Annotated in this window: 25 protein-coding genes, 1 other RNA gene and 2 pseudogenes; 17 read left to right on the forward strand and 11 right to left on the reverse strand. The window is 36.7% G+C overall.

Annotated elements, in window-relative coordinates:
• Window positions 1–168: 168 nt before the first annotated feature.
• The 4 genes and pseudogenes from MKY17_RS12880 to MKY17_RS12895 all read right to left on the reverse strand — a co-directional run.
• Window positions 169–753: a TetR/AcrR family transcriptional regulator gene (locus MKY17_RS12880; RefSeq protein WP_098372198.1), complete on the reverse strand. Its 585-nt coding sequence runs from the start codon at window positions 751–753 to the stop codon at window positions 169–171.
• 7 nt (window positions 754–760) lie between these two features.
• On the reverse strand, window positions 761–1513 hold the full coding sequence (locus tag MKY17_RS12885) for an alpha/beta hydrolase (protein WP_339202070.1): 753 nt from the start codon (window positions 1511–1513) through the stop codon (window positions 761–763).
• Between the two features lie 487 nt (window positions 1514–2000).
• Window positions 2001–2864, reverse strand: a complete 864-nt coding sequence (locus tag MKY17_RS12890) for a hypothetical protein (protein WP_098372200.1) — start codon at window positions 2862–2864, stop codon at window positions 2001–2003.
• Window positions 2865–3135: 271 nt separating this feature from the next.
• Window positions 3136–3246, reverse strand: a pseudogene (locus MKY17_RS12895) (Rha family transcriptional regulator); the annotation flags it as partial.
• Window positions 3247–3369: 123 nt separating this feature from the next.
• Here MKY17_RS12895 and MKY17_RS12900 point away from each other — a divergent pair.
• Complete coding sequence (locus MKY17_RS12900; RefSeq protein WP_098372201.1) at window positions 3370–4248, forward strand: acyltransferase; 879 nt, start codon at window positions 3370–3372, stop codon at window positions 4246–4248.
• A 391-nt stretch (window positions 4249–4639) separates the two neighbouring features.
• On the opposite strand, the pseudogene MKY17_RS12905 reads toward MKY17_RS12900, so the two are convergent.
• Window positions 4640–4903 (reverse strand): annotated as a pseudogene (locus MKY17_RS12905) (DUF3898 domain-containing protein); the annotation flags it as partial.
• Between the two features lie 126 nt (window positions 4904–5029).
• On the opposite strand from MKY17_RS12905, the gene MKY17_RS12910 reads away from it, so the two are divergent.
• From MKY17_RS12910 to MKY17_RS12930, 5 genes are all read left to right on the forward strand, one after another.
• The gene (locus MKY17_RS12910; RefSeq protein WP_339202073.1) at window positions 5030–5485 is read left to right on the forward strand and encodes a DUF559 domain-containing protein; all 456 of its coding nucleotides are present in this window, start codon (window positions 5030–5032) and stop codon (window positions 5483–5485) included.
• A 1-nt stretch (window position 5486) separates the two neighbouring features.
• On the forward strand, window positions 5487–5744 hold the full coding sequence (locus MKY17_RS12915) for a hypothetical protein (RefSeq protein WP_339202076.1): 258 nt from the start codon (window positions 5487–5489) through the stop codon (window positions 5742–5744).
• 87 nt (window positions 5745–5831) lie between these two features.
• The gene (locus MKY17_RS12920) at window positions 5832–6176 is read left to right on the forward strand and encodes a YolD-like family protein (protein WP_053346500.1); all 345 of its coding nucleotides are present in this window, start codon (window positions 5832–5834) and stop codon (window positions 6174–6176) included.
• A gap of 270 nt (window positions 6177–6446) precedes the next feature.
• Window positions 6447–6614, forward strand: coding sequence for a hypothetical protein (locus MKY17_RS12925; RefSeq protein WP_153246107.1), 168 nt, complete (start codon window positions 6447–6449; stop codon window positions 6612–6614).
• Window positions 6615–6638: 24 nt separating this feature from the next.
• A complete protein-coding gene (locus tag MKY17_RS12930) occupies window positions 6639–6896 on the forward strand; it encodes a hypothetical protein (protein WP_095396088.1) in 258 nt (85 codons plus the stop codon).
• Between the two features lie 139 nt (window positions 6897–7035).
• Here the strand turns inward: MKY17_RS12930 and MKY17_RS12935 are convergent, their stop codons facing one another.
• Window positions 7036–7575, reverse strand: coding sequence for an ECF transporter S component (locus MKY17_RS12935; protein WP_096340597.1), 540 nt, complete (start codon window positions 7573–7575; stop codon window positions 7036–7038).
• 209 nt (window positions 7576–7784) lie between these two features.
• Between MKY17_RS12935 and MKY17_RS12940 the strand changes: the two genes are divergently transcribed.
• Both MKY17_RS12940 and MKY17_RS12945 read left to right on the forward strand, forming a co-directional pair.
• Window positions 7785–8633, forward strand: coding sequence for a pyridoxamine kinase (locus tag MKY17_RS12940; RefSeq protein ID WP_053346497.1), 849 nt, complete (start codon window positions 7785–7787; stop codon window positions 8631–8633).
• A gap of 307 nt (window positions 8634–8940) precedes the next feature.
• The gene (locus tag MKY17_RS12945) at window positions 8941–9144 is read left to right on the forward strand and encodes a hypothetical protein (protein WP_053346496.1); all 204 of its coding nucleotides are present in this window, start codon (window positions 8941–8943) and stop codon (window positions 9142–9144) included.
• 119 nt (window positions 9145–9263) lie between these two features.
• Here the strand turns inward: MKY17_RS12945 and MKY17_RS12950 are convergent, their stop codons facing one another.
• Window positions 9264–9497, reverse strand: a complete 234-nt coding sequence (locus MKY17_RS12950) for a helix-turn-helix transcriptional regulator (RefSeq protein ID WP_061463132.1) — start codon at window positions 9495–9497, stop codon at window positions 9264–9266.
• 197 nt (window positions 9498–9694) lie between these two features.
• Between MKY17_RS12950 and MKY17_RS12955 the strand changes: the two genes are divergently transcribed.
• Window positions 9695–9955 carry a hypothetical protein gene (locus MKY17_RS12955; protein ID WP_098372204.1) on the forward strand — a complete coding sequence of 87 codons (261 nt, stop codon included), beginning with the start codon at window positions 9695–9697 and terminating at the stop codon, window positions 9953–9955.
• Window positions 9955–10128, forward strand: a complete 174-nt coding sequence (locus MKY17_RS12960; protein WP_179891100.1) for a hypothetical protein — start codon at window positions 9955–9957, stop codon at window positions 10126–10128. The genes MKY17_RS12955 and MKY17_RS12960 overlap by 1 nt, the downstream gene beginning before the upstream one ends.
• 340 nt (window positions 10129–10468) lie before the next feature.
• Here MKY17_RS12960 and MKY17_RS12965 read toward each other — a convergent pair whose 3' ends face one another.
• The gene (locus tag MKY17_RS12965; RefSeq protein ID WP_098372205.1) at window positions 10469–11530 is read right to left on the reverse strand and encodes a DUF3900 domain-containing protein; all 1062 of its coding nucleotides are present in this window, start codon (window positions 11528–11530) and stop codon (window positions 10469–10471) included.
• 513 nt (window positions 11531–12043) lie between these two features.
• Between MKY17_RS12965 and MKY17_RS12970 the strand changes: the two genes are divergently transcribed.
• Window positions 12044–13450: an amino acid permease gene (locus tag MKY17_RS12970; protein ID WP_098372206.1), complete on the forward strand. Its 1407-nt coding sequence runs from the start codon at window positions 12044–12046 to the stop codon at window positions 13448–13450.
• A 629-nt stretch (window positions 13451–14079) separates the two neighbouring features.
• On the forward strand, window positions 14080–15378 hold the full coding sequence (locus tag MKY17_RS12975) for a globin-coupled sensor protein (RefSeq protein WP_098372207.1): 1299 nt from the start codon (window positions 14080–14082) through the stop codon (window positions 15376–15378).
• Window positions 15379–15705: 327 nt separating this feature from the next.
• On the opposite strand, the gene tatA is transcribed toward MKY17_RS12975, so the two are convergent.
• Complete coding sequence (tatA, locus tag MKY17_RS12980) at window positions 15706–15912, reverse strand: twin-arginine translocase TatA/TatE family subunit (protein WP_048686086.1); 207 nt, start codon at window positions 15910–15912, stop codon at window positions 15706–15708.
• Window positions 15913–16286: 374 nt separating this feature from the next.
• On the opposite strand from tatA, the gene ssrS reads away from it, so the two are divergent.
• From ssrS to MKY17_RS13000, 4 genes are all read left to right on the forward strand, one after another.
• Window positions 16287–16474, forward strand: a non-coding RNA gene (gene ssrS / locus MKY17_RS12985) — 6S RNA.
• A gap of 287 nt (window positions 16475–16761) precedes the next feature.
• Complete coding sequence (locus tag MKY17_RS12990) at window positions 16762–18129, forward strand: aromatic acid/H+ symport family MFS transporter (RefSeq protein ID WP_339202086.1); 1368 nt, start codon at window positions 16762–16764, stop codon at window positions 18127–18129.
• Between the two features lie 313 nt (window positions 18130–18442).
• Window positions 18443–18631 (forward strand): hypothetical protein, encoded by a 189-nt coding sequence (locus MKY17_RS12995; RefSeq protein ID WP_098372209.1) that lies wholly within the window; start codon window positions 18443–18445, stop codon window positions 18629–18631.
• A 248-nt stretch (window positions 18632–18879) separates the two neighbouring features.
• Window positions 18880–20223, forward strand: a complete 1344-nt coding sequence (locus MKY17_RS13000; RefSeq protein ID WP_339202089.1) for an aromatic acid/H+ symport family MFS transporter — start codon at window positions 18880–18882, stop codon at window positions 20221–20223.
• 106 nt (window positions 20224–20329) lie between these two features.
• On the opposite strand, the gene MKY17_RS13005 is transcribed toward MKY17_RS13000, so the two are convergent.
• Window positions 20330–20656, reverse strand: coding sequence for a YnfA family protein (locus MKY17_RS13005; RefSeq protein WP_098372211.1), 327 nt, complete (start codon window positions 20654–20656; stop codon window positions 20330–20332).
• 641 nt (window positions 20657–21297) lie between these two features.
• On the opposite strand from MKY17_RS13005, the gene MKY17_RS13010 reads away from it, so the two are divergent.
• Window positions 21298–22245, forward strand: coding sequence for a DMT family transporter (locus tag MKY17_RS13010; protein ID WP_339202092.1), 948 nt, complete (start codon window positions 21298–21300; stop codon window positions 22243–22245).
• A gap of 314 nt (window positions 22246–22559) precedes the next feature.
• Here the strand turns inward: MKY17_RS13010 and MKY17_RS13015 are convergent, their stop codons facing one another.
• Entirely contained in the window at window positions 22560–23645 is a 1086-nt protein-coding gene (locus tag MKY17_RS13015; protein WP_339202093.1) for an MBL fold metallo-hydrolase, read from the reverse strand.
• Between the last annotated feature and the right edge of the window lie 183 nt (window positions 23646–23828).

Genomic DNA, 23828 nt, shown 5'->3' on the forward strand with positions numbered 1-23828 from the left:
ACCAAGATCACAAAGAATTAAGCTATTTATTGTTTGAACTTGTGGCATAATAAAAGGTTAATCATGGGATTGTTTTCAATTGACGAAATCTTTTACTCCATTTTATTCCCCGATTGTGAAAGTTCATTATTTTTACATTATTCAAGATATGATCTTTCAAACGGTATACTAGTTACAAAACTCCCTTATAATCTGGTTTTTTATTTCTTCTACTGGAAACCCTTGTTGATAGGTGGAAATCATCAGCATAATACCCTGTAGCACAGATGAAAAATATAATGATCGTTTCCTTGGTTCCTTTTCTCCTATGCTTTCAAATATTTTACATTGAAACTCAAATTGTCTAGCATTTGCTTCAGTTATGAGATGACTGTATTTTATCAACTCTTCATCAGCCTCTGGCTGTGTTTGCAGGTGGAGATAGAAGCGATGGACTTCCGGTTTTTTGTGGATATTTTCAATGGCACCATTGACTATATGTTCAAGCTGATCACGAGGTGTATTTAAGGTGAACGCTTCTTCCATGACTTCAACCACTTCCCTGATTCTGGCCTCGACCATTTCAGAAAGCAGTTCTTCTTTTCCTTTGTAATAGTTATAGAGTAACCCTTTAGAAATACCCGCCTTCTTGGCTATATCGCTTATAGAAGTAGCGTAATATCCTTGTTTCATAAATAACTCCATGGCTGCAGCACGAATTTTTTCTTTGGATGCTTGGCGAATACGGTCATTCTCTTCGGGTGTACGTGGCATTTTAACTTCAATCCTCCATAAAGGCAGTGAATTCTTGATATAAAACTTCAGAATGGGTGAGGGGCAGCATATGATCGGCATCCTCTAATTCGATGAAACGGATGTTTGGAACCTTACGGAAACAATCGGCAACTCGAAAATTGTCTGCCAAGTCCTTTTTGCCAATAAAAAATAAAGTCTCGGGGTTCAATCCTTCTAATCTTTCCATTGCAGGCGGCTGAGGCCATTTCATACAGAAATCCGCGGGCCACTTAAGCATGCGCCCAAAATGATGCCTGAGCATTTGAACAGTGAGAACTTTGTGCGGACTATCGATAACAACTTGATAAGTTGGTGAATGAAGGGCAAGATCCAACATCTTATCTATATTGGGGGCACTTTCCAATATCTTGTGATGATATTGTTCAAACTCCTTTGAATAGGGAAAACCTGTTAAAGAAGGAGCAATTAATATAAGTTTCGATACTCTTTCAGGGTAATTAAGAGCGAAATCAGTTGCAATCTGTCCGCCCATGGAATGGCCTATAAGTGTTGCCTGATTAAGTTCCAGGTAATCCATTAATGCCAATACATCTTCAACATAGTTTGCATGTTTTATAGGGGATGGCGATTTACCAGCACCACGGCCATCAAAAGCAATAACTTTGTAATCCTTAGATAAAAGAGAAGCCAAAAATGTCCATTGCCTCAAATCAGCACCACCACCATGAATAAGAACAACAGGATGACCACTGCCAGTAATCTGAAAATGTAAATCCAATGCAACCCCTCCGTTTTTTCACTGAATTTTCAGTATTATTTTATTATTGAATGAACGTTTAGTCAATGTAAAATGCAATTTAATTTCCAATCGCATAATGACGCAATACTAAAAGAAAAAGCCATAGTATTTAACAAGCAGGGAGGGGGAGAGCATCGTGATCTCTACATAAATTTAAATTTTTCTGCCTCAATGTTTCAATCCTTTCACGAATTTTAACATTATTATAGAGCGTTTAAGGACTGATCAGGGTTACTATAGGACGATTACTAACATAAGTTAGTAGCTAGATTTAAGGATATTAATAGTATTTTAAGGTATAAAATTGATCACATAACTGCTCATAAATGTTGCAGCGGAATCTGGCTTTTCTAAATAAGTTGTTAGTAAAGCCACTAATAAGTCTAAAGAACCTGTGAAAACTACAGCTGAATAAAATCCCTTCAAGAACATAAACTACTATTCTTTAGGGGATTTCATATTGATTTTAATTTAAAATATTAGTTTTCGAAAAATATAGGTCTTTATAAAACTCATTGTTAAATGAACACCATTTATTTTTTTCGTTTAAATATCCTCGAAAGAAAACATAAATTTCTGCACCTTTATCTACATGTTCTTTAGCGTATTTCCCGTAATATTTATCAAACATTCGTTTTTTATTAGTAAATAATGGTTGTGAAATATGTGAATTAATAAAGCTAATCTTTAATCCCGTTTCTTTAAAAGTTGAAACTTTAACTTTACCATAGTAAATTCTAGTCTTATTAGTAGGAATAGGTGAGGTTGTATCAATATTGAAGAAGAATTCTTCTAGAGTTAAATTTTCTGTTGAAGAGATTTTTAAAATTTTATTTTTGTTATTTAAATCTGTATCCTTATACATATCAATTAATGACAAGATAGATGTTATATAACTACCTTCGGGCTTCACTCTATTAAAATCATTACTTGATTTATTTGAAATTGTTGGGATTGTAATTGCATCTTTAATATATTTTGATTCTTGTTTAACTGTTTTTTGTTCTGAGATTTTCTTTAAAACGATAACACCATTTTTTGCTATAGTAGTTTTAGCATTCTCTTTTTCGAATTTAGAGCGGTGTTTTTCTTCATCTTCTCCAGATTCGTTACAGCCAGCTATATGTAGGTCATTTTTTGAACTAGGGGTAAAGAAAATTCTTTTAGCACTTTTGTCCGACCATTTAGTACAGGTTAACTTAATATTACATTCTTTATCAGAGCATACGAATGCTCTATTATTTTTCAAAATTCCAGATAGTGAATTTTTATGAGCTGTTTCTGCTGATATATTTTCTTTTAATTCTAAGCTATATGCTCTTTTTACCATATGCATCACCTCTATTATTAGTATAATATCAGAAAAAATAATTATTTTCCAAAAAGGGACTATAAATTTAGTGTGTGGAACGCAGATAAATGAATGCTATTCTGTGAAATTAAAATTGGATTAAAAGGAAAAGATGTAGGGTGTATTCAGCGTGCGTTAAAAATCGAAGCTGATGATAGATATTTAGGTGTGGAAACAAAGGAGCTGTGACAGCTTATCATAAGCGAAAGGGTTAGTTGCTGACGGACTCCTCTAAAACCTTTACGTATCATTTAATATCTCTAATTAAATGGTCATGACTTTTCCCAAACATTTCTACAAATTCACGACTATCTACCAGCAATTGTCCATTTTGATTTATAAACCAAAATTCATTTACCATTACCCTTTTTTCGTAAATCGGGAGGCTTCAGCTTTACATCTCCCCAGGTTTTCTTTGTGTTGAGTAAAAAATGATGTATAATGAACACGTTTTCAACACTTTGAAAAAGAGGGTACGAATAGTATGGAAATCATTTCTAATATATTACAGAAACCTGAAACGGATAATGAAATAATCTTTATAGGAAATACCGAAGATGAGATTTCGTTTGTGAATAGTAAAATCAAATTGTTTGGTGAAGGAAATCGATTAATTATTGAACGTGGAGCGGAATTTAAAGATGCGACGCTAAGTTTTAATGGGAACAACTCGCTCATAATCATTGGGAAATCCAAACGCAATGCAACGATGAGAGTCAATGTTTGGAATGACAATACATTTTTCCTAGGTCGCAACTATTCATTTAATGGAGCAGCGAGATTTATTCTTTCTGAGCAAAAGAATCTATTCATCGGTGATGATAATATGTTTTCAAGTGGTATAGTCGTTCGTTTGGCAGATCCACATTTGATCTATGATGGAACAACTCGAAAACGGATTAACCCAACAAAGAGTGTGTACTTAGGTGACCACATTTGGATTGGGCAGGACGTCATGATACTAAAAGGAGTAGAAGTTGGTACAGGTTCAATTTTAGGTGCAAAGTCACTCGTGGCAAAAACGCTCCCGTCAAATGTAGCAGCTGCAGGAAGTCCTGCACGTGTGGTGCGGAAAAATGTTTTTTGGGCACGTCCGTCTGTCCATGCATATACAGAAAAAGAAACAGCAGAATCACAAAAATTCCCGGATGGGCGTTTTGTCTATACGTCAGAAGGCTCAACAGCAAAACATTTTGCAAAAATTGAAGAACAGCTAAATACCGCAACTTCTGTAGAGGAGAAGACTGACATATTAACGCCTTATCTTGATGTAACAAGTAAGAATCGTTTCTTTCTTCCTGTGCCTCCTGAGAAAAAGAAAACATTTCTCGATCGAATCTTTCACAAAGGAAGTAAGAAGTAGATGAATGAATTATTCCAGATTAAAATTAGAAAATTCCAAATGGTAGTTAAGAATGAAGGATACAGGAATAATTGTAAGTTTTTTTTAATTGCATTAAAGGGGTTTCTTAATGTCTTTTTTAGAATTCTCCAAAGGAGAATTAGCAATGGGAACAACGGAAGAAGGAACAACTGAATAACTAATTGTTTAGTTATAAACGAAAAGACAGAAGCAAAGATAAGCTCACTGTCTTTTTTGATTAATTATAAGTTACTTAATTAAAGGAAACCATTATTAACATGTTTTAGAGCATAAATTGATCATAATTTTGATCACACTAACGATCACATACCCTTATATGGCACAGTTTTAATGATCACAACAATGAGCACAAATCATCACCATTCCTTGTTTACTCCCCAACACTTTTCCTATTAATCCGCTCCACAATCTCCATCAAATCATCCGGCCTATGAAATTCAATTGGAGAAACGCCTTTATCGAACTCTATTGTATTGGATTCTATCATTAATACATACTTGCCATTAATCTTGCCTAAATGGATGCTGTCGCCGAAATCGGCTAGTAGTCCTTTGATAGATGTACTGCCAAGCCTCATTCGCAGTTCGGCTTCAGGTGTATGCTCGACAATCTGGGCTGTGGCCTCTACGACCTGGATTAGTTATTAATTCGTTGATTTCTTTTAAATAATCAGTAAAGGATTATTAATTACTTAGTAAATGATATGTAGAAAGTTCGTATCTAGTGCTTGTACCTACGAGAAAGGGGAAATTTATTTACAATGGTAGAATATGTCGTATTTTTTGGACTTGTCATAACAGGGTTTGTCTTTCTAGGTTTGGACATACGAAGAAGTAAAGGAGTTAAAGTGGATCATTACATCCCCCCATACTTTGTGGAATTAGATAAATGTCAAAGTCCAATTGAGAAGAGGGTATTAAAAGCTTTATGGATGAGGGATTATAAACCAACTACACAGTATCCAATAAGAAGATATAGAATTGATGTGGCATTTCCAGAATATCGATTAGCCATTGAATGTGATGGTAAAGAATTTCACTCAAGCAAAAAAGCTAAAGCACACGACAGGAAGCGAGATGCATACTTAAGATCAATTGGATGGAAAACGCTGCGATTTAGTGGAAGTGCTATCAATGGTAATATGAGCAAGGTGATAACTCGAATTGAATCTGAAATCCAAAAGAAATGCTCAAGTGGATGCCATTCGGAGGATTAATATGACAAAAAGTAAAGTAGAAACAATTGAATACGTCAACAAAAACGGTGAGTTAGTTAAAGCAAAGATAAGTGATTATGATGAAATTGCATATTATAAAGACTTTAATGAAAAGGGTAAAATAGTTACTCGAAAGATTATTAATACTGAAGAATTCACATATATCGAAGGAATTGGAATAGCAACGGAAGAAGGTAGCTTGGATATGGAGAAGTTAATAAAAACACTGTTACAGGAAAAATACCTACGTTATCTTTAGAAGGAAAATTTTCCCCTTCATTTTTTTTGATTAAATTAAGAACGAATGTTCTGTAATGTATTTATAGAATGAAATGGAGATGTTCTTATGTCAATAAAAGATCGTGGAAAGCTTAAATGGCAACCAGCTTTGATGCTGCCAGAGCATGTTAAATTACTTAATGAAGCAAATAAGGATTATTACCGTCAAGTAAAGCCAATATTAGATGAGTACCAGTTAGAGGAGTTTGAAAACAAGATACATACCGCAATGGAGTTTGCTTCACTTGTAAAGTTTACAGTTTGGGAAGATGGATTTGATTGGGAGTATACAGGGATGATACACAGGCTAGATCCATTCACCAAGGCGATATATTTGGAGCTGGAAAATGAGAAGGGACATATTATTAAGGTGAAGTTTGAAGATCTTGTAGCGGTAGAAGTAATGGAGTGAAAAAATGACTAAAGCAAAACCAAAAAGAAAACTGTGGATTAAGAGTAGAACATTCCTAAATGAATTTACAGTAGATGAATACTTGAAAAAAGAAGTGAAGTTAATCTTAGCTAAATATACAAAATGAATAGAAATCACCTGTCTATACGATTGGTGATTTTTTATTTTCTATAATTTTACTCGTTACTATTTTCATAGATAATTTAGTGAAATGTGAATATAAGATATTTTGTTTGGAGATTATTATGTAGGACAGGAGAGTGATATTGATTGGATAAAAAGTCAAAGAAAATTAATCTTAATGATGTCGATATGACCGATGTAGAAGTTATTTCAGCGGATAATATCGATATTAATGAATATTTTAGAAGGAAGCTTTTCGAGTGTATAGCCAAAGAAGAAAGTAGGCTGTTTTTGTATAAGGAAAAGAATAAATAGTTTAATTGAAAGGACTATTCTAATGTGAAAAAGAGTAAACCAAGAAAAGAACTGCGAGGAAATGGCTATTTTGTAAATGAACCTAACTACGAATTAATGGCTAAGGCGTTTACGGAACTATACTTTAGTTTTACTAAAGGTGGATCTGGAGATGTAGAATTCGACAAATTAGGCACGATAGCTTTATTTTCTGCATTGGCAAATGATGAAGAAGGGAAACAAAAGGAATTAGATAAAATGAGAGCTCACGTTAAAAGACTTAAGAATGAAAAAAAGAAATAGATAAAGTCTTGTCGTGGTCATCTAGTTTACCCTCTGCATGCAGAGTACCGATAAAAAGGGAAGCAAACAAAACATAGCCCCCAAATACACCATCCATGTAGTATTTGGGGGCTACTTGACGTTTACCTTTATAGCGAATTTACTTAAAATAAGGAACCTTTTTCAAAGCCACACAAACTGGAACGGCAACGATAATTCCTAATATATTTTGAACGAGATCTCCAGGTATCGAAGCTAAAGGTGCAATCCAATTACCGTATAGAATCCCTTCACCAATATAATAAACAGCTATCATAAATGGAATGGAAACGATTGTTGCTATTACATTGAAAGCAATGCTAGTACCGTTGCGACCCTTTGACCAAGCGATTTTACCAACTATATATCCTTGCAAACCACGCGCCACAATGGTGATAGGTGCCCACAATGTCCACCCTCCAACTATATCAAATAACCCCATTCCTATCGCACCAGCAAGAGCTGCTTTTTTAGGACCAAATAAAATAGATGCAATAAAAAGCATAGCTGTTCCTAGATGAACTAACCCTCCATTTGCGGCAATTGGCAGTTTAATATTCAAAAAGAAAGTAGATAGGAACACAAGTGCAATCAACATTGCGGTAATAATTAAATCCATAGTTTTTTGACTTGACCTTGAATAACTTTGTGTATTTTGCATATCTGTAAACCTTCCTAACTAGAATTTTCCTATGATTTTAGCAAAAGACTGGTGTCTATAAAAGTGTCAATTTATTAAAAAACTATGAGGTCAGTTGATAAAAAATACAGATATTATACGTATTGAAAAGAGAGAGGAGATGACTGTTTTTAGCTGATTTATGATAAGATAAATAAAGTTTAAAGTGGATAGGCCATATGGAGGTTATTATGAAAAAAGTTGCTGTACTACAGGATTTATCATCTTTTGGAAAATGTTCATTAACAGCTGCAATTCCGGTTCTTTCGGTCATGGGCGTGCAGGCATGCCCTTTACCAACGGCCATATTGACTGCGCAAACCGGATATCCAAGTTTTTTTTGTGAAGATTTTACATCCAAAATGAAATACTTCATAGAAGAATGGAGCAAGCTTAATGTAACCTTTGATGGAATCTATACCGGCTTCGTTACTGGTGAAGAGCAAATTAATAATATTTTCCATTTTTTAGATAAATTTTATACAAAAGAAACCATTTTACTTGTTGATCCAGTAATGGGGGATATAGGAGAAGTCTATAAACTTTTTACCGATGAATTACTGGTACTTATGAGAGAACTGGTGAAGCGTGCAGATGTCATTACACCAAATGTTACAGAGTGCTGTTTATTAACCGGATTGTCTTATGAAAAGCTGCATAGCTATTCAAACGAAGAGGACTATATTAAAGCGATAGAAGAAGCAGGGAATATGTTGCAGCAAGAAACGGGAGCTCAGGTTATCATCACTGGAATGAATCCACCGTCAGCAGATTCAGAGAAGCAGTTTATCGGAAATATGTATTTGGACGGAAGTAGAACCTTTTATAGTGCGACGCAGTATAACGGTGAAAGCTATTCAGGTACTGGTGATTTATTTGCATCTGTGATTATGGGAAGCATGATGCGTGGAGAGAACCTAGAAAAATCCGTACAGCTCGCAGTGGCATTCCTGACAGAGGCTATCAATGATTCCTCCTTGGAGCAAATTCCTAAAGTAGAAGGAGTTAACTTCGAAAAATATTTACGAATGTTATTATGAATGCTTTAAAAAATGGAAAAAATAGAGTAACAAAAGCTCGGCTTTTTGACTAACCGAGCTTTTTGTATAAATCAAATAGTACTTATATTTTGCCGAATATTGTAAAAAATCACTTAAATAATAAGGAAACTTTCTATTTACCTCACAACAGCCAGTATTTATGTTCGTTAAAGTTTGAAAATATTTAACTTCCATAGACCTTTACAAAGATTAAGAAAAATTACTTGAAGAAAAAACAATATTATCTACAATCGAGGAATTAGAAGCTCTATTTCCTGATAAGGATAGATCAGAAATTATAAAGAAAATGCGTCAATTAGGTTGCTTAGAATTAAAAAACGCAAAAATTCCATGGAGTGCAAAAACAAATAAAGAAGATAGACCGCCTTGTAAAATTACTTATGCTAATGAGCCTAATATGGAATTAATGGCTAAAGCATTCACTCACCTATATTATGAACTATTAAAAAAGGGTAAACTTAACGATAAACCTTGGCTTGAAGAGGAATGAAAAAAGCTAAAGAATATACCTCAGCTCAGTTAAGGGGAATTAATAAAGAAAGAAAAGCTAGTGATAATAATATCTTTTACAATAAATTTCCTGTTTATACAAAAGACCACCAGTAATTGCTATTGGTGGTTTTCTTCAGTTTGAACTAATTCAATTTCAAATAAATCTTCTATAGATATATCTAATGCTCTGGATATTAAAACTGTATGAGTATCCTTATGACTTTCTAATTTATCAAACCTTGAAATGTTTCCTTGAGGGATTCCTGTAAGTTCACTCAATTTAACTTGTGTCATTCCTCTTTCCTTCAATACTTTACCTAATCTTGGAGTGACCTTTACTGTAGTTTTCATTCTCATACAACCCCTTTTATTTACTTATATAATTATACTATATCCTATATCGTCTAGAATATAAAAAGATAATTTGGAAAAATTGTAATTTATTGTTGATATAATATATACTATATAGTATAGTTAACTTATCAGCAAGACGGACAACGAAAAAATCCAAACAAAAAACAGCCGAAAGGCAAAAGGGGATAAATAATATGACAACTCAAACAATTGAGGTTAAAAAGGTATTCGTAACTGACAACCAAGAGCAATGGATTGTATTTGAAGAAGAAATGCAAGCAGGATTCCAATACAAACTTGCTACTATTGACGACCTTCACGATTATGTAGCTGGAACTGGCGAAGTGTTTACATACAACGTAGAAACATCAGAGGGTGTGGTTCAATGGCATGAAGAACACTTTCCTTATGATTCTCCAGTTGACTACATCTGTGAATACAGGGTGATCAACTAATGAATAACAGATATCTTCCTTCCATTACTCTCGCCAATGATGTCCTCCAAGAAATTATCACAGCCACTGAGTTAGAGATTACCGAGTTAAAGAAGCAACTTGATAAATATACGATAGGAAAGGTAATAAAGAAGCTGCAAAAGTCACGGTGGAAGTGTTATTCGTTACAATGAGGAAGCTAACATCTTATGAGAAAATGCAAAAGAATCTTCCTAAACGTGGCAGGCAAGGGGAAATTTATAACTTTGGAATACCAGAACGTGAAGTTGTATGAAAACAAGTTCTATAAGAAAAGAGCCTAAGTGGCAGTATTTACTTAGGCTCATGATAAGCATGCATTTCTAAAAAATATATTTAACTTCTTAATTGAAAATAGGACTTAGAAAAAATAAACAAACTGGAGAAACTACTAACAAAAGTTAGTAGTTAGATTTAAGAGTATTAATAGTATTTTAAGGTCTAAAATTGATCACATACTGCTCACATTTTTGCTCACAAAACTCGGACTATTTATCAACTTTTATTTATGATTTTTTCGATTAGTATTTGCAAATCATCCGGCCTATGAAATTCAATCGGCGAAACACCTTTATCGAACTCTATCGTATCGGATTCTATCATTAATACATACTTGCCGTTAATCTTTCCTAAATGGATGCTGTCGCCGAAATCGGCTAGAAGTCCTTTGATGGATGTACTGCCTAGCTTCATGCGCAGTTCGGCTTCTGGTGTATGCTCGACAATCTGGGCAGTAGCTTCGACGACCTGATGGGTTTCAAGGCGTTCCTGGATTTCCCGCTTATCGCTTGTTTCCCAGATTTCCAGGTCCTGTTCGAATTTGTGCAGTTCGTCACTGTTTTCTTCGAATTGGGCGGATACATGTTCATGGACCATGTGGATGACCTGGTTTTTCATGATTTCCGGCATCGATTCACCATATTCGACGAATTTCAAGAAGTCCTCGAAGTAGCGGGCATGTGAAGCCTGATGGATTTTCAGTTCGCCTTCTTCGACCATTCCTTCTTCGGGCATGTATGGGTATTGAATGGATTTCATATTTTTAGTGGTGATTGCCATTTCAACGTGCCTAATCAAGGTCCTTTCATCCGAAATGGAAGCGACTTTCGGCTCGAAATCACATTTTAATAAGAAAACGAATGGTTCATCAAGATATTTCGATAATTTAGCCGATGCGATTATGAAGACACCGCCACGGACGGCACTTGTATCAATATAGGACCGCGTGAATTGTTCATTTTCCTCTTGGAATTCTTCTTTCGTTTTGGCATATCGAACACGGTTAAATACATTGTAATTAGGGTTGGAATCAAGTGCATGGCCTTCTTCAACAATGAAAGAACCGATTTTCGTCGGTATTTGTTCAGTTTTTGGATGACGGTCCACTTTTCGCTTGGAAATCTTCATCAATTCCCCATCCAAAAAATCCTTTAGAGGACTTTCCTCGTATTCCTGGGTATCAAGAGTTTGGAAATGTTTAAAACGCTTATCTGCCTGATCGCCTTTTCCTTCGACTTGGATTAAATAAAAAGACAGATAGGTAATCGTAAAATCCATGAATGTCACCTTCTTCAATTATTAAGCATAATTCCCGTACTTTTTTTAAGACTTAATAAGTATAGTGATGTACTTTGATTCCGTCAAACGATTGGTGCACGAAAGATCAGAATAATATTGATGAATTATTTCATAATAATACATAGGGAAAAATAAATAATGAATCTCTATAAAATTAAATATATAAGAACTTTTACAAGAACAGTTTATAGGAATACAGGAAATACTCCAACATCTTACTTTTATAAATATTAAAATAATGATTTTTTTAATCATTAATTGTTAATGATGGATGATTCTGTTGAATAATAAAGCATACATTCCAAAGAAGTACCAAAAAACAGAATTTTAAAATTATAAATCATTGCGGAGGAAAGGGTAATACGTATAATTTGAAAGTCAGATAATTCAGGAATTGCGGAAATTTGTCGAAATTTCTCCGATATAAATGTTAAGCGAAATTATTTGTCAGTATTTTTCAGAATAGTTTATAAAATTTATGGAGGAGAGGATATGAGTATTTTTAGAAAGAAGTCCATTGAGGACTTGTTGAAAAACGCAGGTTCCGGCGATAAGGGATTGAAACGGGAACTAGGTGCTTGGGATTTAACGATGCTAGGAATTGGAGCGATTATTGGGACTGGCATTTTTGTATTAACAGGTACTGGTGCAGTGAATGCTGGTCCTGCACTTTCATTATCGTTCGTCATTGCTGGTCTTGCTTGTTTATTCGCTGCACTTTCTTATGCAGAATTTGCAGCTTCCGTGCCGGTCTCCGGTTCGACTTATACGTATGCTTATGCAACTTTAGGTGAATTCGCCGCTTGGATAATCGGCTGGGATTTAATCCTTGAATACTTATTGGCTGTTAGTGCCGTATCGGCCGGATGGTCGGGATATTTCCAATCATTTTTAAGTGGATTCGGGATTAACTTTCCGGAGAAATTGACGGCAGCACCGGGTTCGGTTGAAGGTGTCACGACTTATATGAACTTGCCAGCCTTTTTGATAGTCATGGCGATAACCTTTTTGATTTCCATAGGTACGAAACAAACGACTAGAATCAATAATATAATGGTCGTTATAAAAGTGTTGGTTGTCTTATTGTTCATTGTTTCTTCTATTTATTATGTGAAACCGGAAAACTGGCAGCCATTCATGCCATTTGGAATAGATGGGGTATTTTCAACTGCCGCATTAATGTTCTTTGCCTTTCTCGGCTTTGATGCAGTTGCATCTGCTGCTGAAGAAACAAGAAATCCAGGAAAGAATTTACCACGCGGTATCCTCGGTTCCTTAGTCATTTGTGTTGTGCTTTATATGATCGTAAGTCTAATCATGACAGGTGTGGTACCGTATGCACAATTCAGCAAGGCTCTTGACCACCCGATTTCTTTGGTCTTGCAAAGCGCAGGACAAAATTGGGTTGCAGGGATCATCGATCTAGGTGCCTTCCTCGGAATGACAACGGTGATCTTGGTTATGTTGTATGGACAAACCCGAATCATGTTTGCAATGTCACGTGATGGGCTGATGCCAAAATCCTTATCAAAACTTCATAAAAAATATAAAACACCTTATGCAGCCTCGTGGATATTTGGTTTGATAGCGGCCTTATTGGGGGCATTCATACCTCTTGGTGATTTGGCTGAGTTGGTCAACATTGGAACATTGACTGCGTTTACGATGATTTCCGTCGCGGTCATCGTTTTACGGAAAACAAGACCGGATATGAAACGTGCTTTTTATTGTCCGGCTGTGCCGCTCGTTCCAGGCCTGGCAATCGTATTTTCCGTATTCTTGATGGTTCAGCTAGGAAGTCATACATGGATAAGGTTCTTGATCTGGATGGCTATCGGAGTCGTCATTTACTTCACTTATTCTCGTAAGCATTCCAATCTTAACCAGCAGGAAAAATAATCATTTAAAAAGGCACTCTCTGGAGTGTTTCAGCTTGATGACATAAGGGTTTCGGAATGCTCTCACTCCGAACCATGATTTTAAAAGAAAACTTGATTATCCCGCATGTTTTTTACTTTTTATTGGCCTGCCAGTTATTCGGCAGGAGTGTCGCAAATTTCTTCAATCTAGTGAAGGTTTCATAGAAATGTAAATAACCAAAATTATTAACTAGTCTTATTCGAGATGAGATCGGACTAAAGTTTTTTCTTAAAAAAATATTCCAGTTGATTGGAACGAAAGGTACGTGACTCCTGCGAGAAAACGCGTCCAAGGGAGACCCCACAGGCGCAAAGAGCGCCGAGGAGGCTCCCGGACCGCCCGCGGAAAGCGAGTTGCCTGGAGTGGAAATCTACGTTCAAATTGTACAAACCCCATAGACGCTTGGCAGACAGTCGGTGGAAAGGGAGCAGATTCCTTAAATCAACAGGCACTTCTTTTTAGACACTCCATGGAGTGTTTTTTTGTTTGGACATAAATAGTTCATAAGTCTTGTGTAAAAGAGGGAAATTTATCAAAGTGAATTAAGATTTACAGACCTTATGTCGAAATAGTATATATGGGCAGAAAAAATTGGAGGCAATTCAATCATGAAAAGTATCTGGAGAAGTAAGCAAAAGATAGATTCAATAGACTATATGCAATATAAAGAACAAGTTGGTATTAATATCAGGGAATGTCCAAGCGTATTGAATCAAGTGGACATGATTCATTTGACGATCGGGGATTTGTGCATAATTCGTTCTTTACAGGAAAAAGTGAAAGAACACTTGACCCAAATTGTAGGGAATTTTTATAAAAATCTAGAAATTGAACCCTCATTAATGAAAATCATTTCGGACAATAGTTCTGTTGAAAGGTTGAAAAAGACTCTGCAGCGCCATATGTTCGAAATGTTTAGCGGTACCATTGATGATGCGTATGTTAAACAGCGTTATATTATCGCACAAGTACATGTGCGAATTGGACTGCAGCCAAAATGGTATATGAGTGCTTTTCAGGATTTATTGCAATCATTAATCATTCATGTGATTTCCGATATAAAAAATATTGAGCAATATCAAGAAAACATTCTGGCTGTCACAAAAATTTTTAATTTAGAGCAGCAAATAGTTTTAGAGGCATATGAACTTGAAAATGAGAAAATCCGCAAAAAAAACTTAGCAGAAAAAGAAACGATTAAACTACAGGTCAATCATAATGCAGAGGAATTGGCAGCAATCAGTCAAGAGACTAGTTCAGCAACTCAATTAATGGCAAATAAGGTAGGCGAAATTCATGATTTCACTCAAAAAGGGTCAGAGGTTGCAATACATGCAGAGGGAAAATCAAATGAAGGAGTCGAACTGTTACAAGGATTAGAGAGAAGATTGGTAAAAACACAAGAGCAAATGACGATCATCTCCAAAGATATGGAACAGCTATCCAATACGTCAAAGGAAATTGAACGAATTGTCACAATCATCACTTCAATTGCAGAGCAAACGAATTTGTTGGCGTTGAACGCAGCGATTGAGGCGGCAAGAGCTGGTGAAAATGGTAAAGGATTTGCAGTTGTGGCAGGTGAGGTAAGGAAGCTTTCAGAAAATACCAAGGAATCAGTTTCGGAAGTAGTGAAACTGGTTAATGGAATTGCTCATTTTACCGATGTCATGAACACATCAATTTCCATGGTTAGCGGTGAAATTACTAAAGGCACGAAACAAGGGAAAGAAACTGGCATATTTTTTACTGAAATAGCAAACTCCATGCTTTCTGTTAAAGAGCAGAATATTAAAATCACAAAGGAAATGACAGAGCTGAATGATATATTCGATGATATTAATGAAGCGTTCAATCAAGTGGCCGTTTCCTCAGATCAATTGACTCAATTAACGATAAACTTGTAATGAAGTTTAACGAGTTTGCTTGATAGAATACTTTATCGGGGCTCATTCATATTTTAATAAACAACTCGATAGAATATTTTCTAAAAAGCCCTAAAGCGGTTTATAGAATAGCAACAAACATGAAGGAAATAAAATCAAATCCAAGATGCAGTTAACAGGCTGCTCAATAAATAACTTGATATAAAACAAGTTTAATGTTATATTAATAAAGCGATGAGCTAATTTGTGTAAGTCGAAGAACAAGCTTTTAGCTAAACGTCGGGATGTGGCCTGACGGTTCTGCGCCACAAACGCATCAAAGACGCCTGCTGCGTGCAGGCGTCTTTTTCATTTTATCGATTCTTTTTTTGCAGCTTGTACGTCATCCTTGAATTCCTCTTGTATTTCTTCTGTTATTCCTTTGGTTGCATCCTTAAACTCCCTTAGTGAGGTGCCGACTGCCCGACCGATTTGAGGTAGCTTGTTCGGTCCAAAAACAATTAAAGCTAAAAGAAGGATTAAAATCAAACCGGGAAAACCAATGTTTGAAAGCATAACTAGTCACTCCAATCAAGTCTGTTAGTTAATATTATAGACTCCTTCCGTGTATTTGCAAATGTTATTCAGGATATACTATACAGTTCAGCATCCGATGATCTTCGCAAAACAAACACTTTCAATTCCGTCCCAATTTTATCTTGCACATTCTATCTGAAAATATTACTTACCCAAGAATGCTAAGAATGCTATTCCTTAAAAAGATATCAATGAAAGTCTGGGGACAGTATGAGAAATCAGAGTGCAGCCATTAATTTTAACGGTTGGGCATGACAAATTGGCTCCACCAGCTTAATGTGTAACATGTAATTTTTTTGATGTCTGGGAATGATTAAACTTGCAAGATTGAAGATATTTCGGTATTATAACTATACAAGCTGCGTTGTTCGTAATGATAATTAAGTTTTAACCTTTAAGCTGTAATAGGGAGTTTTATATCGAGACAGGAATGTTATGCCTCGTCACTGACTTGGACAACAGGATTGTTTCTGCAAACACCCACTTTGAGGAGTGGTGGTTTAAAACTTTCTTACTTGAATACGGCAATTGCGGCTTACTATTTTTATAACTAGAAACCAGTTCCGATAAGGGACTGGTTTTTTGTTGTTTTTACGCATGTTCGGAACTTTGTATATATCATAGCATCAGAAAACCTATTAAGATATTTATGAAAAATATATGAAAATTTTTATTGAAATATCAGATAATTAGCATTTATAATAACAATTAGATAACTCGGTTCACTATTTATATAAAATGATGGTGAGTCGTTATTTTTTAAAAGGATTACGTAAGCGCTATCATTTAGAAGGAAGCACTGCAGTCACCTAGAGAGGAGAAAATTTTATGGCTAAAATTAATACGACCGAGGTAATTAGCAACAGTAAGTTCAATCGCTTTCATTTTGGATTGCTGGCATGGTGTTTTATCATTATCCTTTTTGATGGCTATGACCTCGTCGTTTACGGTACGGTTGTCCCGGTATTGACGGAGGAGTGGAACCTTACTTCCGTGGAAGCGGGGGCAATGGGGAGCTATGGACTATTTGGAATGATGTTCGGGGCCATTTTCTTTGGTACTTTAGCAGATCGGATTGGCAGAAAAAATGTAATCGCTATTTCATTGATTTTATTTAGTTTATTTACACTATTATGTGGATTTGCGAACACGCCTACGATGTTTTCGACTTTCCGATTTCTAGCCGGATTAGGGCTAGGGGGAATCATGCCGAACGTCATAGCCTTATTGACGGATTATGCACCGAAAACGATGCGGAGCATGGTCGTTTCCATCGTTTTGTGCGGTTACTCATTCGGTGGGATGCTTGCCCCGATATTGGGCATCTTGCTTATGCCTTCACTAGGCTGGGAATCAATATTTTGGTTTGCAGGAATACCATTGTTATTTTTACCCTACATGATGAAGCGTTTACCAGAGGCTTCGACGCATCTGATCAGAATTGACAGAAAAGAAGAATTGATCAGGATATTATCCAAGGTCAGTCCGGAGAGTAAATTCGACATCAATGACGAAATTGTGGAAGTGAAAAAAACAGATACGAATATGCCGATCGTTGGATTATTCAAGGATTCCCGTGCACTAAGCACACTGATGTTCTGGATCGCTTTTTTCATGTGTCTATTGATGGTATATGGATTGAATACATGGCTACCAAAGTTAATGATCGAGGCAGGGTATGCGCTGAATTCAAGCTTAGGTTTCTTGATCGTTCTTCAAGGGGGCGCTATCGTAGGGACACTTATCATCGCTAAACTTTGTGATCGTTATGGATCCAAGAAAATGCTTGTGCCGATGTATGCGCTTGGGGCAGTCAGTTTGACCCTATTGGGAATGGGCGGAAGCTCTTTTGTGATTTACACTTTGGTAGCGGTTGCAGGAGCCTGTACCATTGGTGCCCAAAATCTTGTACAAGCCTATGTTTCCCAGTACTATCCACCAAATATTAGATCTACGGCATTAGGGGTCGCATCTGGAATCGGAAGGATCGGTGGTATGTTAGGACCCATACTCGGCGGATTCCTTTTATCCATCTCGCTACCCATCCAATTGAATTTCATCGCCTTCGCTATTCCGGGTCTCATTGCCGCGGTTGCTTTATCATTCGTTCCAGCGAAAATGGCTTATTATAAACATGATCATTCGGAACCAACTGAAGAAATGGTGGTAGAGTCCAATAAAATGAACGTCTTGTAAAATTAAATGCATGGAATGCAATGCAGGGATACCCTTGCTGCCATTTCATGCATATTTGTTTTTTATTTGCCTTTTTTCATGTAGTAATGGATCTATATGAAAAGGGAAATTGAAAAGAATTCGCGGAAAGATTTTCCGGGAATTGTTTGGCTTGACCTATTCTTGAGAAAAGTTGCTTAAATGTTCATAATTTCGCAATACGAGTCACTCTTAATATAAAGAATAAATGTTAGAATGATGGTACGGATAATTAATTCCTCCTTAAAATGGAGCGAACAAGAAAATAATCTCATCTTTTGTGAGGAGTCTTACTTTGAAAATTTTAAAACATATAATTTTTTGGTTAAGCATTATAGGGACATTATTCTCAATGATTTATTTCTTTGTAGCGGACATTCCGTTATATATTAAATTGTTAGGCGGAGCCATCATCCTTTATCTTGGTTATGATCTTATAACAGAATCAAGGAAAAGAAAGCGTAAAGAAGCCTCGGAAGCTTAATCCTTATATTCCGTTAAAAGCCCTCTTTGATAAGAGGGCTTTTCTTTGTTGATTAATATATGGATAATCGACTTTGATTATTGACAATATTCTAAAAACTAAGTTAATATATAGTGAACTTAGTTCTATATGTGTGTAATTGGTCTTTGTAACTACATAATCAGTTGTCATTAAATTTTAGTTCGACCTAAAAAATAGGGACATCCTTAAGACTATGTCACAAGGAAAAGCAGAAAGAGGAGAAGGAAATGCGCACGATCCAAGTGCCTGAAATGATTGATGAACAAAAATTTAACCGCTTTCATTTACAGATTTTATTATGTTGTATCTTTATCATCATCTGTGACGGGTATGATATGTTCATGCTTGGGACGATCCTGCCATCTTTGATGGCGGAGTGGAGGATAACTGCTGTAGAGGCAGGGTTATTCAGCAGCTATTCATTGTTTGGAATGATGATAGGAGCGTTGGTCTTTGGACCGCTGGCTGATAAATTCGGCAGAAAGAAAGTCATTTTGATTTGTACGGTCATTTTTTCGGTATTTACATTTACATCAGGATTTGCTGATGAACCAACTTCTTTTGGAATACAACGTTTTGTTGCAGGACTTGGACTGGGAGGAGTCATGCCGAACCTAATTGCAATCATTACTGAATATGCTCCTAAAAAACTTAGAAGTACCCTGGTCGCGATCATGTTCAGCGGGCACGCTTTAGGGGGAGTTGTCGCATCAATGGGAGCGATGTATCTGATTCCGAACTTTGATTGGCGGGCAGTGGTTTGGCTCGGTGCACTTCCATTAATCTTCATGCCCATATTATATAGATTGTTGCCAGAGTCGATTAATTATTTAATGACAAAAAACAAAAAAAGCAAATTGGTGGACGTTCTGAATCAAGTGAATGTAGACGGGCAATACACCATGAATGATAATTATGTCCTTCAGGAGCAACTTAAAAGTGAAATGAAAGGGTTTCCAGTTAAAGAGTTATTCAAAAAAGGGAGGACTCTAAGCACCCTCATGTTCTGGATTGCATTTTTCATGTGTTTGTTCGTAATGTATGGCTTGAGTACATGGCTCCCAAAGATCATGGGAGGGGCAGGATATGAATTAGGTTCAAGCCTGACATTCTTAGTCGTATTGAACCTTGGAGCAGTTTTTGGGGCAATAGTTGGAGGGAAGCTTGCAGATAGATATGGTTCCAAGAGGATTCTGGTAACTTTTTTGGTCATTGGATTCATTACCCTTACAATGCTGAGTTTCAAGCCAAGCATGATCATGCTTTATATACTGATTGCCATTGCAGGAGGTACGACAACTGGTACACAAATCGTAACGAATGCATATGTATCCCAGTATTATCCGAATGAAATCCGTTCTACAGGTGTCGGCTGGGCATTGGGCATCGGCAGAATTGGCGGAATACTCGCCCCTACTTTCTGCGGGATCCTGCTTGATATGAAGTTGTCATTGCAAGTCAACTTTTTAGCTTTTGCCATACCATGCATCATTGCAGCAGCGGCGATTTGGTTCATTCAGGATAATTTCAGCAACTTGACTGAAATCAGGCAGGAAAAGAAATTGATATAACGTATACCAAGGCTGAATCACTGTATTAAAATCAGATGTAGATCGGCCAAACAATAATGGAGAATTTGGTAAAGGAAATTAAAGGGCCTTATGCCCTTTAATTTTTTTAGTGTCTAGGACCCCATATAATGACTGAAACCCCGACCAAACAGATTACAGCACCAATCCAATCATATAAATCAGGGGTTTTCTTATCGATGCCCCATCCCCATAAAACCGATAAAACAATAAAAACCCCGCCATATGCAGCATAGACACGTCCAAAGGTAGGGAACGTTTGGAAAGTTGCAATGATCCCGTATAGCACCAATCCGAAACCTCCGGCTAAACCTAGGTAAATGGATTTTCCTTCTCTTAGCCAGAGCCAAATAAGGTAACCGCCGCCAATTTCCGCTAGGCCAGCCATAATGAAAATTAAAGTAGTAACTAACATATATATACCTCGCTTCCTCGTTGAAATTTTATCATATATGAATTGTAAATGATCATACTTCAACAAAGTTCTAACTAATTGAAAGTTACTGGTGCAACATCTTGATTCTTCATTAAAGAGACATAGTTATGAGGTTGTGTTACTTATACAATTAGTATGTATTTGAAAAGAAAACAGAAAGCTCAGACCACTTTTAAAGAACCGATTGCCTACAATAGCATTGAAGTAGAAGAAACCTATCAAAAAAACACTGTCATTGTCGATTAATAATTATTACTTTCTTACGATATGATGCATTCAGATTTAATTCAACCATACATTATTGTAATAGGCTTTAATTTGCATAGCACAAAATGCATTCATAATCCTCAATATAATTTCAAGCTATATGAAAAATGGGAGTATCGTTCCTCATGATAAGCGGGCATCCATTTTTCTCCTATGTTCTTACAAATTAAAACAACAAAAAAGGCTAATAAATTAACATGTCAACACCACATTGTTGTCTTTTTGAAATTTCAAATACGTAAAATATCCCAAAAAAGACCAGGATTTTTTAACTCTAACTTGGATTGCAAAACAGATGCAAAGGGTACTATACCTAAATAGGAATATAGTAATCTAGTTGAGGAGTTGCAGCCATGAAATCCCGAACATTTGCATACATGTTAGCGCTATTTCATTCAAGTATTGTCGGTCTATCTTTCTTATTTACGAAAATGGCGATTGCAGAATCGAATCCGCTTGATACTTTGGCGTTCCGATTCACGGTTTCTTTCGTCATCATTTTATTCCTGGTCGCCGTTAAAGTCATTAAGGTGAGCTATTCCTGGGAGTCGGTTAAAAATCTGATCCCGCTATCCTTGTTGTTCCCAACTCTTTTCTTTGCCTTTCAAACTTTCGGACTTAAGTATTCGCAATCCACCGATGCTGGAATTCTGTCTGCTGTCACCCCAATTCTAACATTGATGATAGCTGGATATTTCCTGAAGGAGAAAACATCTTTATATCAAAAGCTTTCGATTGTTTTGTCGGTAGTGGGGGTCATTTTTATTTTTGTGATGAAAGGGAGCACCATCGATTTTTCCGACATGCTTGGGATGCTGTTGATCTTGCTATCCTGTATTGCAACTGCCTGTTACACAACGATGACCCGTTCACTTGCCAAGGACTATACACCAGGCGAAATGTCCTTTTTCATGATGGGAACAGGCTTTGTCATATTTAACGTGGCTGCGCTCTTCACCCACTTAAAACAAGGATCGATGGGGGAATTCTTTACACCATGGTCGAGCACGGAATTCATCAGTTCCATTTTGTACTTGGGAATATTGGCTTCATTGGTCACTTCGTTATTATCCAATACGATTTTATCAAAAATCAAAGCGTCCCAAATGAGTGTGTTTGCTAATCTTTCCACAGTTGTAACGATAACAGCAGGAGCTCTCATTCTAAATGAAACGATTACCATCTACGATATTTTGGGGTCGATATTAATCATTTTAGGTGTAATAGGAACGAATTATTTTGGTGTGAAGAAAGAGCATTCAATAAAAGTGAATCTGGAATATAATGAAGGGAAAATGTGAATGAAAATGGTCCGTCCCATTAGGGATGGACCATTCAGTTTGTCTACGGTATTTTCGGTCTTTGATTTCCGCTCCAGGCACTCACTTACGCGGGCTGCCCGCCCTCGGCTTGCGCCTGCAGGGGTCTCACTTGGACACGCTTTTCTAAGCAGGAGTCTCGCACACCCGCTCCGATCAACTTAGGTATAACATTTAAATAGAAACGATACAGTAGGTTTTGAAGGTATTGCTTTGGGTCAGTTGGTTCGGGAACATCATTTTCTGAAAGATACGTTTACCGACTCCCTTTTTTATACTAACTGAATGGGGCATTTTCATTTCCACCATCTTGTTTGAGGGAAATCTGTTGAACCAATCACTACTGGTTCGCCTATTTGAGGTGTGCAGACCTGGACACCAAGATCATTGGCCGCTTTTGTTACACGTTCTATCGGATCTGTCCAGTCATGAAAAGACAAGGTGAACCCAGCCCAATGAATGGGGATCATCCGGTTTCCTTGTACTTCGATGTGTGCTTGAACAGTTTCTTCTGGAACCATATGGATGGTTGACCAACGTTCATCATATTGGCCGCATTCCATTAAAGTTATATCAAAAGGTCCGTATTTTTCGCCGATTTCTTTAAAATGGCTGCCATATCCACTATCGCCGCTGAAAAATACCTTTTCTTGTTTGCCATTAATTACCCAAGAACACCATAGTGTCGTATTGCCATCGCGTAAACTTCTTCCAGAAAAATGTCTTGCAGGCGTACAAACAAATTGCAAATCCTTGAATGAAACTTCATCCCACCAATTATGTTCCTGAATCAGTTCTTGTTTAACGCCCCATCTTTCAAGATGTCCACCGACACCTAGTGGGACAATGAACTGACTTACCTTATCTTTTAATCTCTTTATTGAGAAATAATCCAAGTGATCATAGTGATCATGTGAAAGGAGGACGGCATCGATAGGAGGCAGCATATCCAAATCGATAGGCAGCTCCCCGCTAAAGCGCTTGTTCCCAAACCAAGGAAAGGGAGTGGGTGCTTTGCCAAACATGGGATCCACTAAAATGGTTTTCCCATCTAACTCCAACATGAATGCAGAATGACCAAACCAGGTGATTTTATTGGAATTCACAGATGCAGGTTCTTTTGTTCCAATTACGATGGGACGGTCGGGCCTCCTTTTTGGATTAGGTTTAATGAAATCACGTAAAATGGAACCAGTATGTTTAAGACTCATCGCTTGACTGGCAGGAATCTGATTTTGGAATTTTCCCTTGGCAAAATTCTCTTTTGTAGTGAAACTTCTCACTTTTTCTTTGTTTGTCCGTCTTCCAAGTGGAGGATAGAGGTTTAGGAAAAGTAACAATATTATAAAAGAAGAAATGAGGATCTTAATAATTTTCATCATGATAGCTTCCTCCCATAATAATCAGACCTTTTATTAAAACATATCATATCACAGAATTTATCATTTCCCGCCAGAAGACTCCCTCTTCAATCGTTTGAAGGGCAAGAGCCCGACGGTAAGGGGGAGATGAATGGCGGTTGGCATTTAAGCCAAAGCCAAAGTGATCTTTTGACAAACGTACGT

The organism is Peribacillus sp. FSL P2-0133, from assembly GCF_037975445.1.
Classification (GTDB): Bacteria; Bacillota; Bacilli; order Bacillales; family DSM-1321; genus Peribacillus; species Peribacillus simplex_E.

Coding starts and splice junctions, on each gene's coding strand:
- MKY17_RS12960 (WP_179891100.1), top strand. CDS start 9,955: ATGAATAACAGATATCTTCCTTCCATTACTCTCGCCAATGATGTCCTC.
- MKY17_RS12915 (WP_339202076.1), top strand. CDS start 5,487: ATGACAAAAAGTAAAGTAGAAACAATTGAATACGTCAACAAAAACGGT.
- MKY17_RS12970 (WP_098372206.1), top strand. CDS start 12,044: ATGAGTATTTTTAGAAAGAAGTCCATTGAGGACTTGTTGAAAAACGCA.
- MKY17_RS12880 (WP_098372198.1), bottom strand. CDS start 753: ATGCCACGTACACCCGAAGAGAATGACCGTATTCGCCAAGCATCCAAA.
- tatA (WP_048686086.1), bottom strand. CDS start 15,912: ATGCTTTCAAACATTGGTTTTCCCGGTTTGATTTTAATCCTTCTTTTA.
- MKY17_RS12890 (WP_098372200.1), bottom strand. CDS start 2,864: ATGGTAAAAAGAGCATATAGCTTAGAATTAAAAGAAAATATATCAGCA.
- MKY17_RS12920 (WP_053346500.1), top strand. CDS start 5,832: ATGTCAATAAAAGATCGTGGAAAGCTTAAATGGCAACCAGCTTTGATG.
- MKY17_RS13010 (WP_339202092.1), top strand. CDS start 21,298: ATGAAATCCCGAACATTTGCATACATGTTAGCGCTATTTCATTCAAGT.
- MKY17_RS12955 (WP_098372204.1), top strand. CDS start 9,695: ATGACAACTCAAACAATTGAGGTTAAAAAGGTATTCGTAACTGACAAC.
- MKY17_RS12940 (WP_053346497.1), top strand. CDS start 7,785: ATGAAAAAAGTTGCTGTACTACAGGATTTATCATCTTTTGGAAAATGT.
- MKY17_RS12935 (WP_096340597.1), bottom strand. CDS start 7,575: ATGCAAAATACACAAAGTTATTCAAGGTCAAGTCAAAAAACTATGGAT.
- MKY17_RS12900 (WP_098372201.1), top strand. CDS start 3,370: ATGGAAATCATTTCTAATATATTACAGAAACCTGAAACGGATAATGAA.
- MKY17_RS13000 (WP_339202089.1), top strand. CDS start 18,880: ATGCGCACGATCCAAGTGCCTGAAATGATTGATGAACAAAAATTTAAC.
- MKY17_RS12975 (WP_098372207.1), top strand. CDS start 14,080: ATGAAAAGTATCTGGAGAAGTAAGCAAAAGATAGATTCAATAGACTAT.
- MKY17_RS12945 (WP_053346496.1), top strand. CDS start 8,941: ATGCGTCAATTAGGTTGCTTAGAATTAAAAAACGCAAAAATTCCATGG.
- MKY17_RS12965 (WP_098372205.1), bottom strand. CDS start 11,530: ATGGATTTTACGATTACCTATCTGTCTTTTTATTTAATCCAAGTCGAA.
- MKY17_RS13015 (WP_339202093.1), bottom strand. CDS start 23,645: ATGATGAAAATTATTAAGATCCTCATTTCTTCTTTTATAATATTGTTA.
- MKY17_RS12990 (WP_339202086.1), top strand. CDS start 16,762: ATGGCTAAAATTAATACGACCGAGGTAATTAGCAACAGTAAGTTCAAT.
- MKY17_RS12910 (WP_339202073.1), top strand. CDS start 5,030: ATGGTAGAATATGTCGTATTTTTTGGACTTGTCATAACAGGGTTTGTC.
- MKY17_RS13005 (WP_098372211.1), bottom strand. CDS start 20,656: ATGTTAGTTACTACTTTAATTTTCATTATGGCTGGCCTAGCGGAAATT.
- MKY17_RS12950 (WP_061463132.1), bottom strand. CDS start 9,497: ATGAAAACTACAGTAAAGGTCACTCCAAGATTAGGTAAAGTATTGAAG.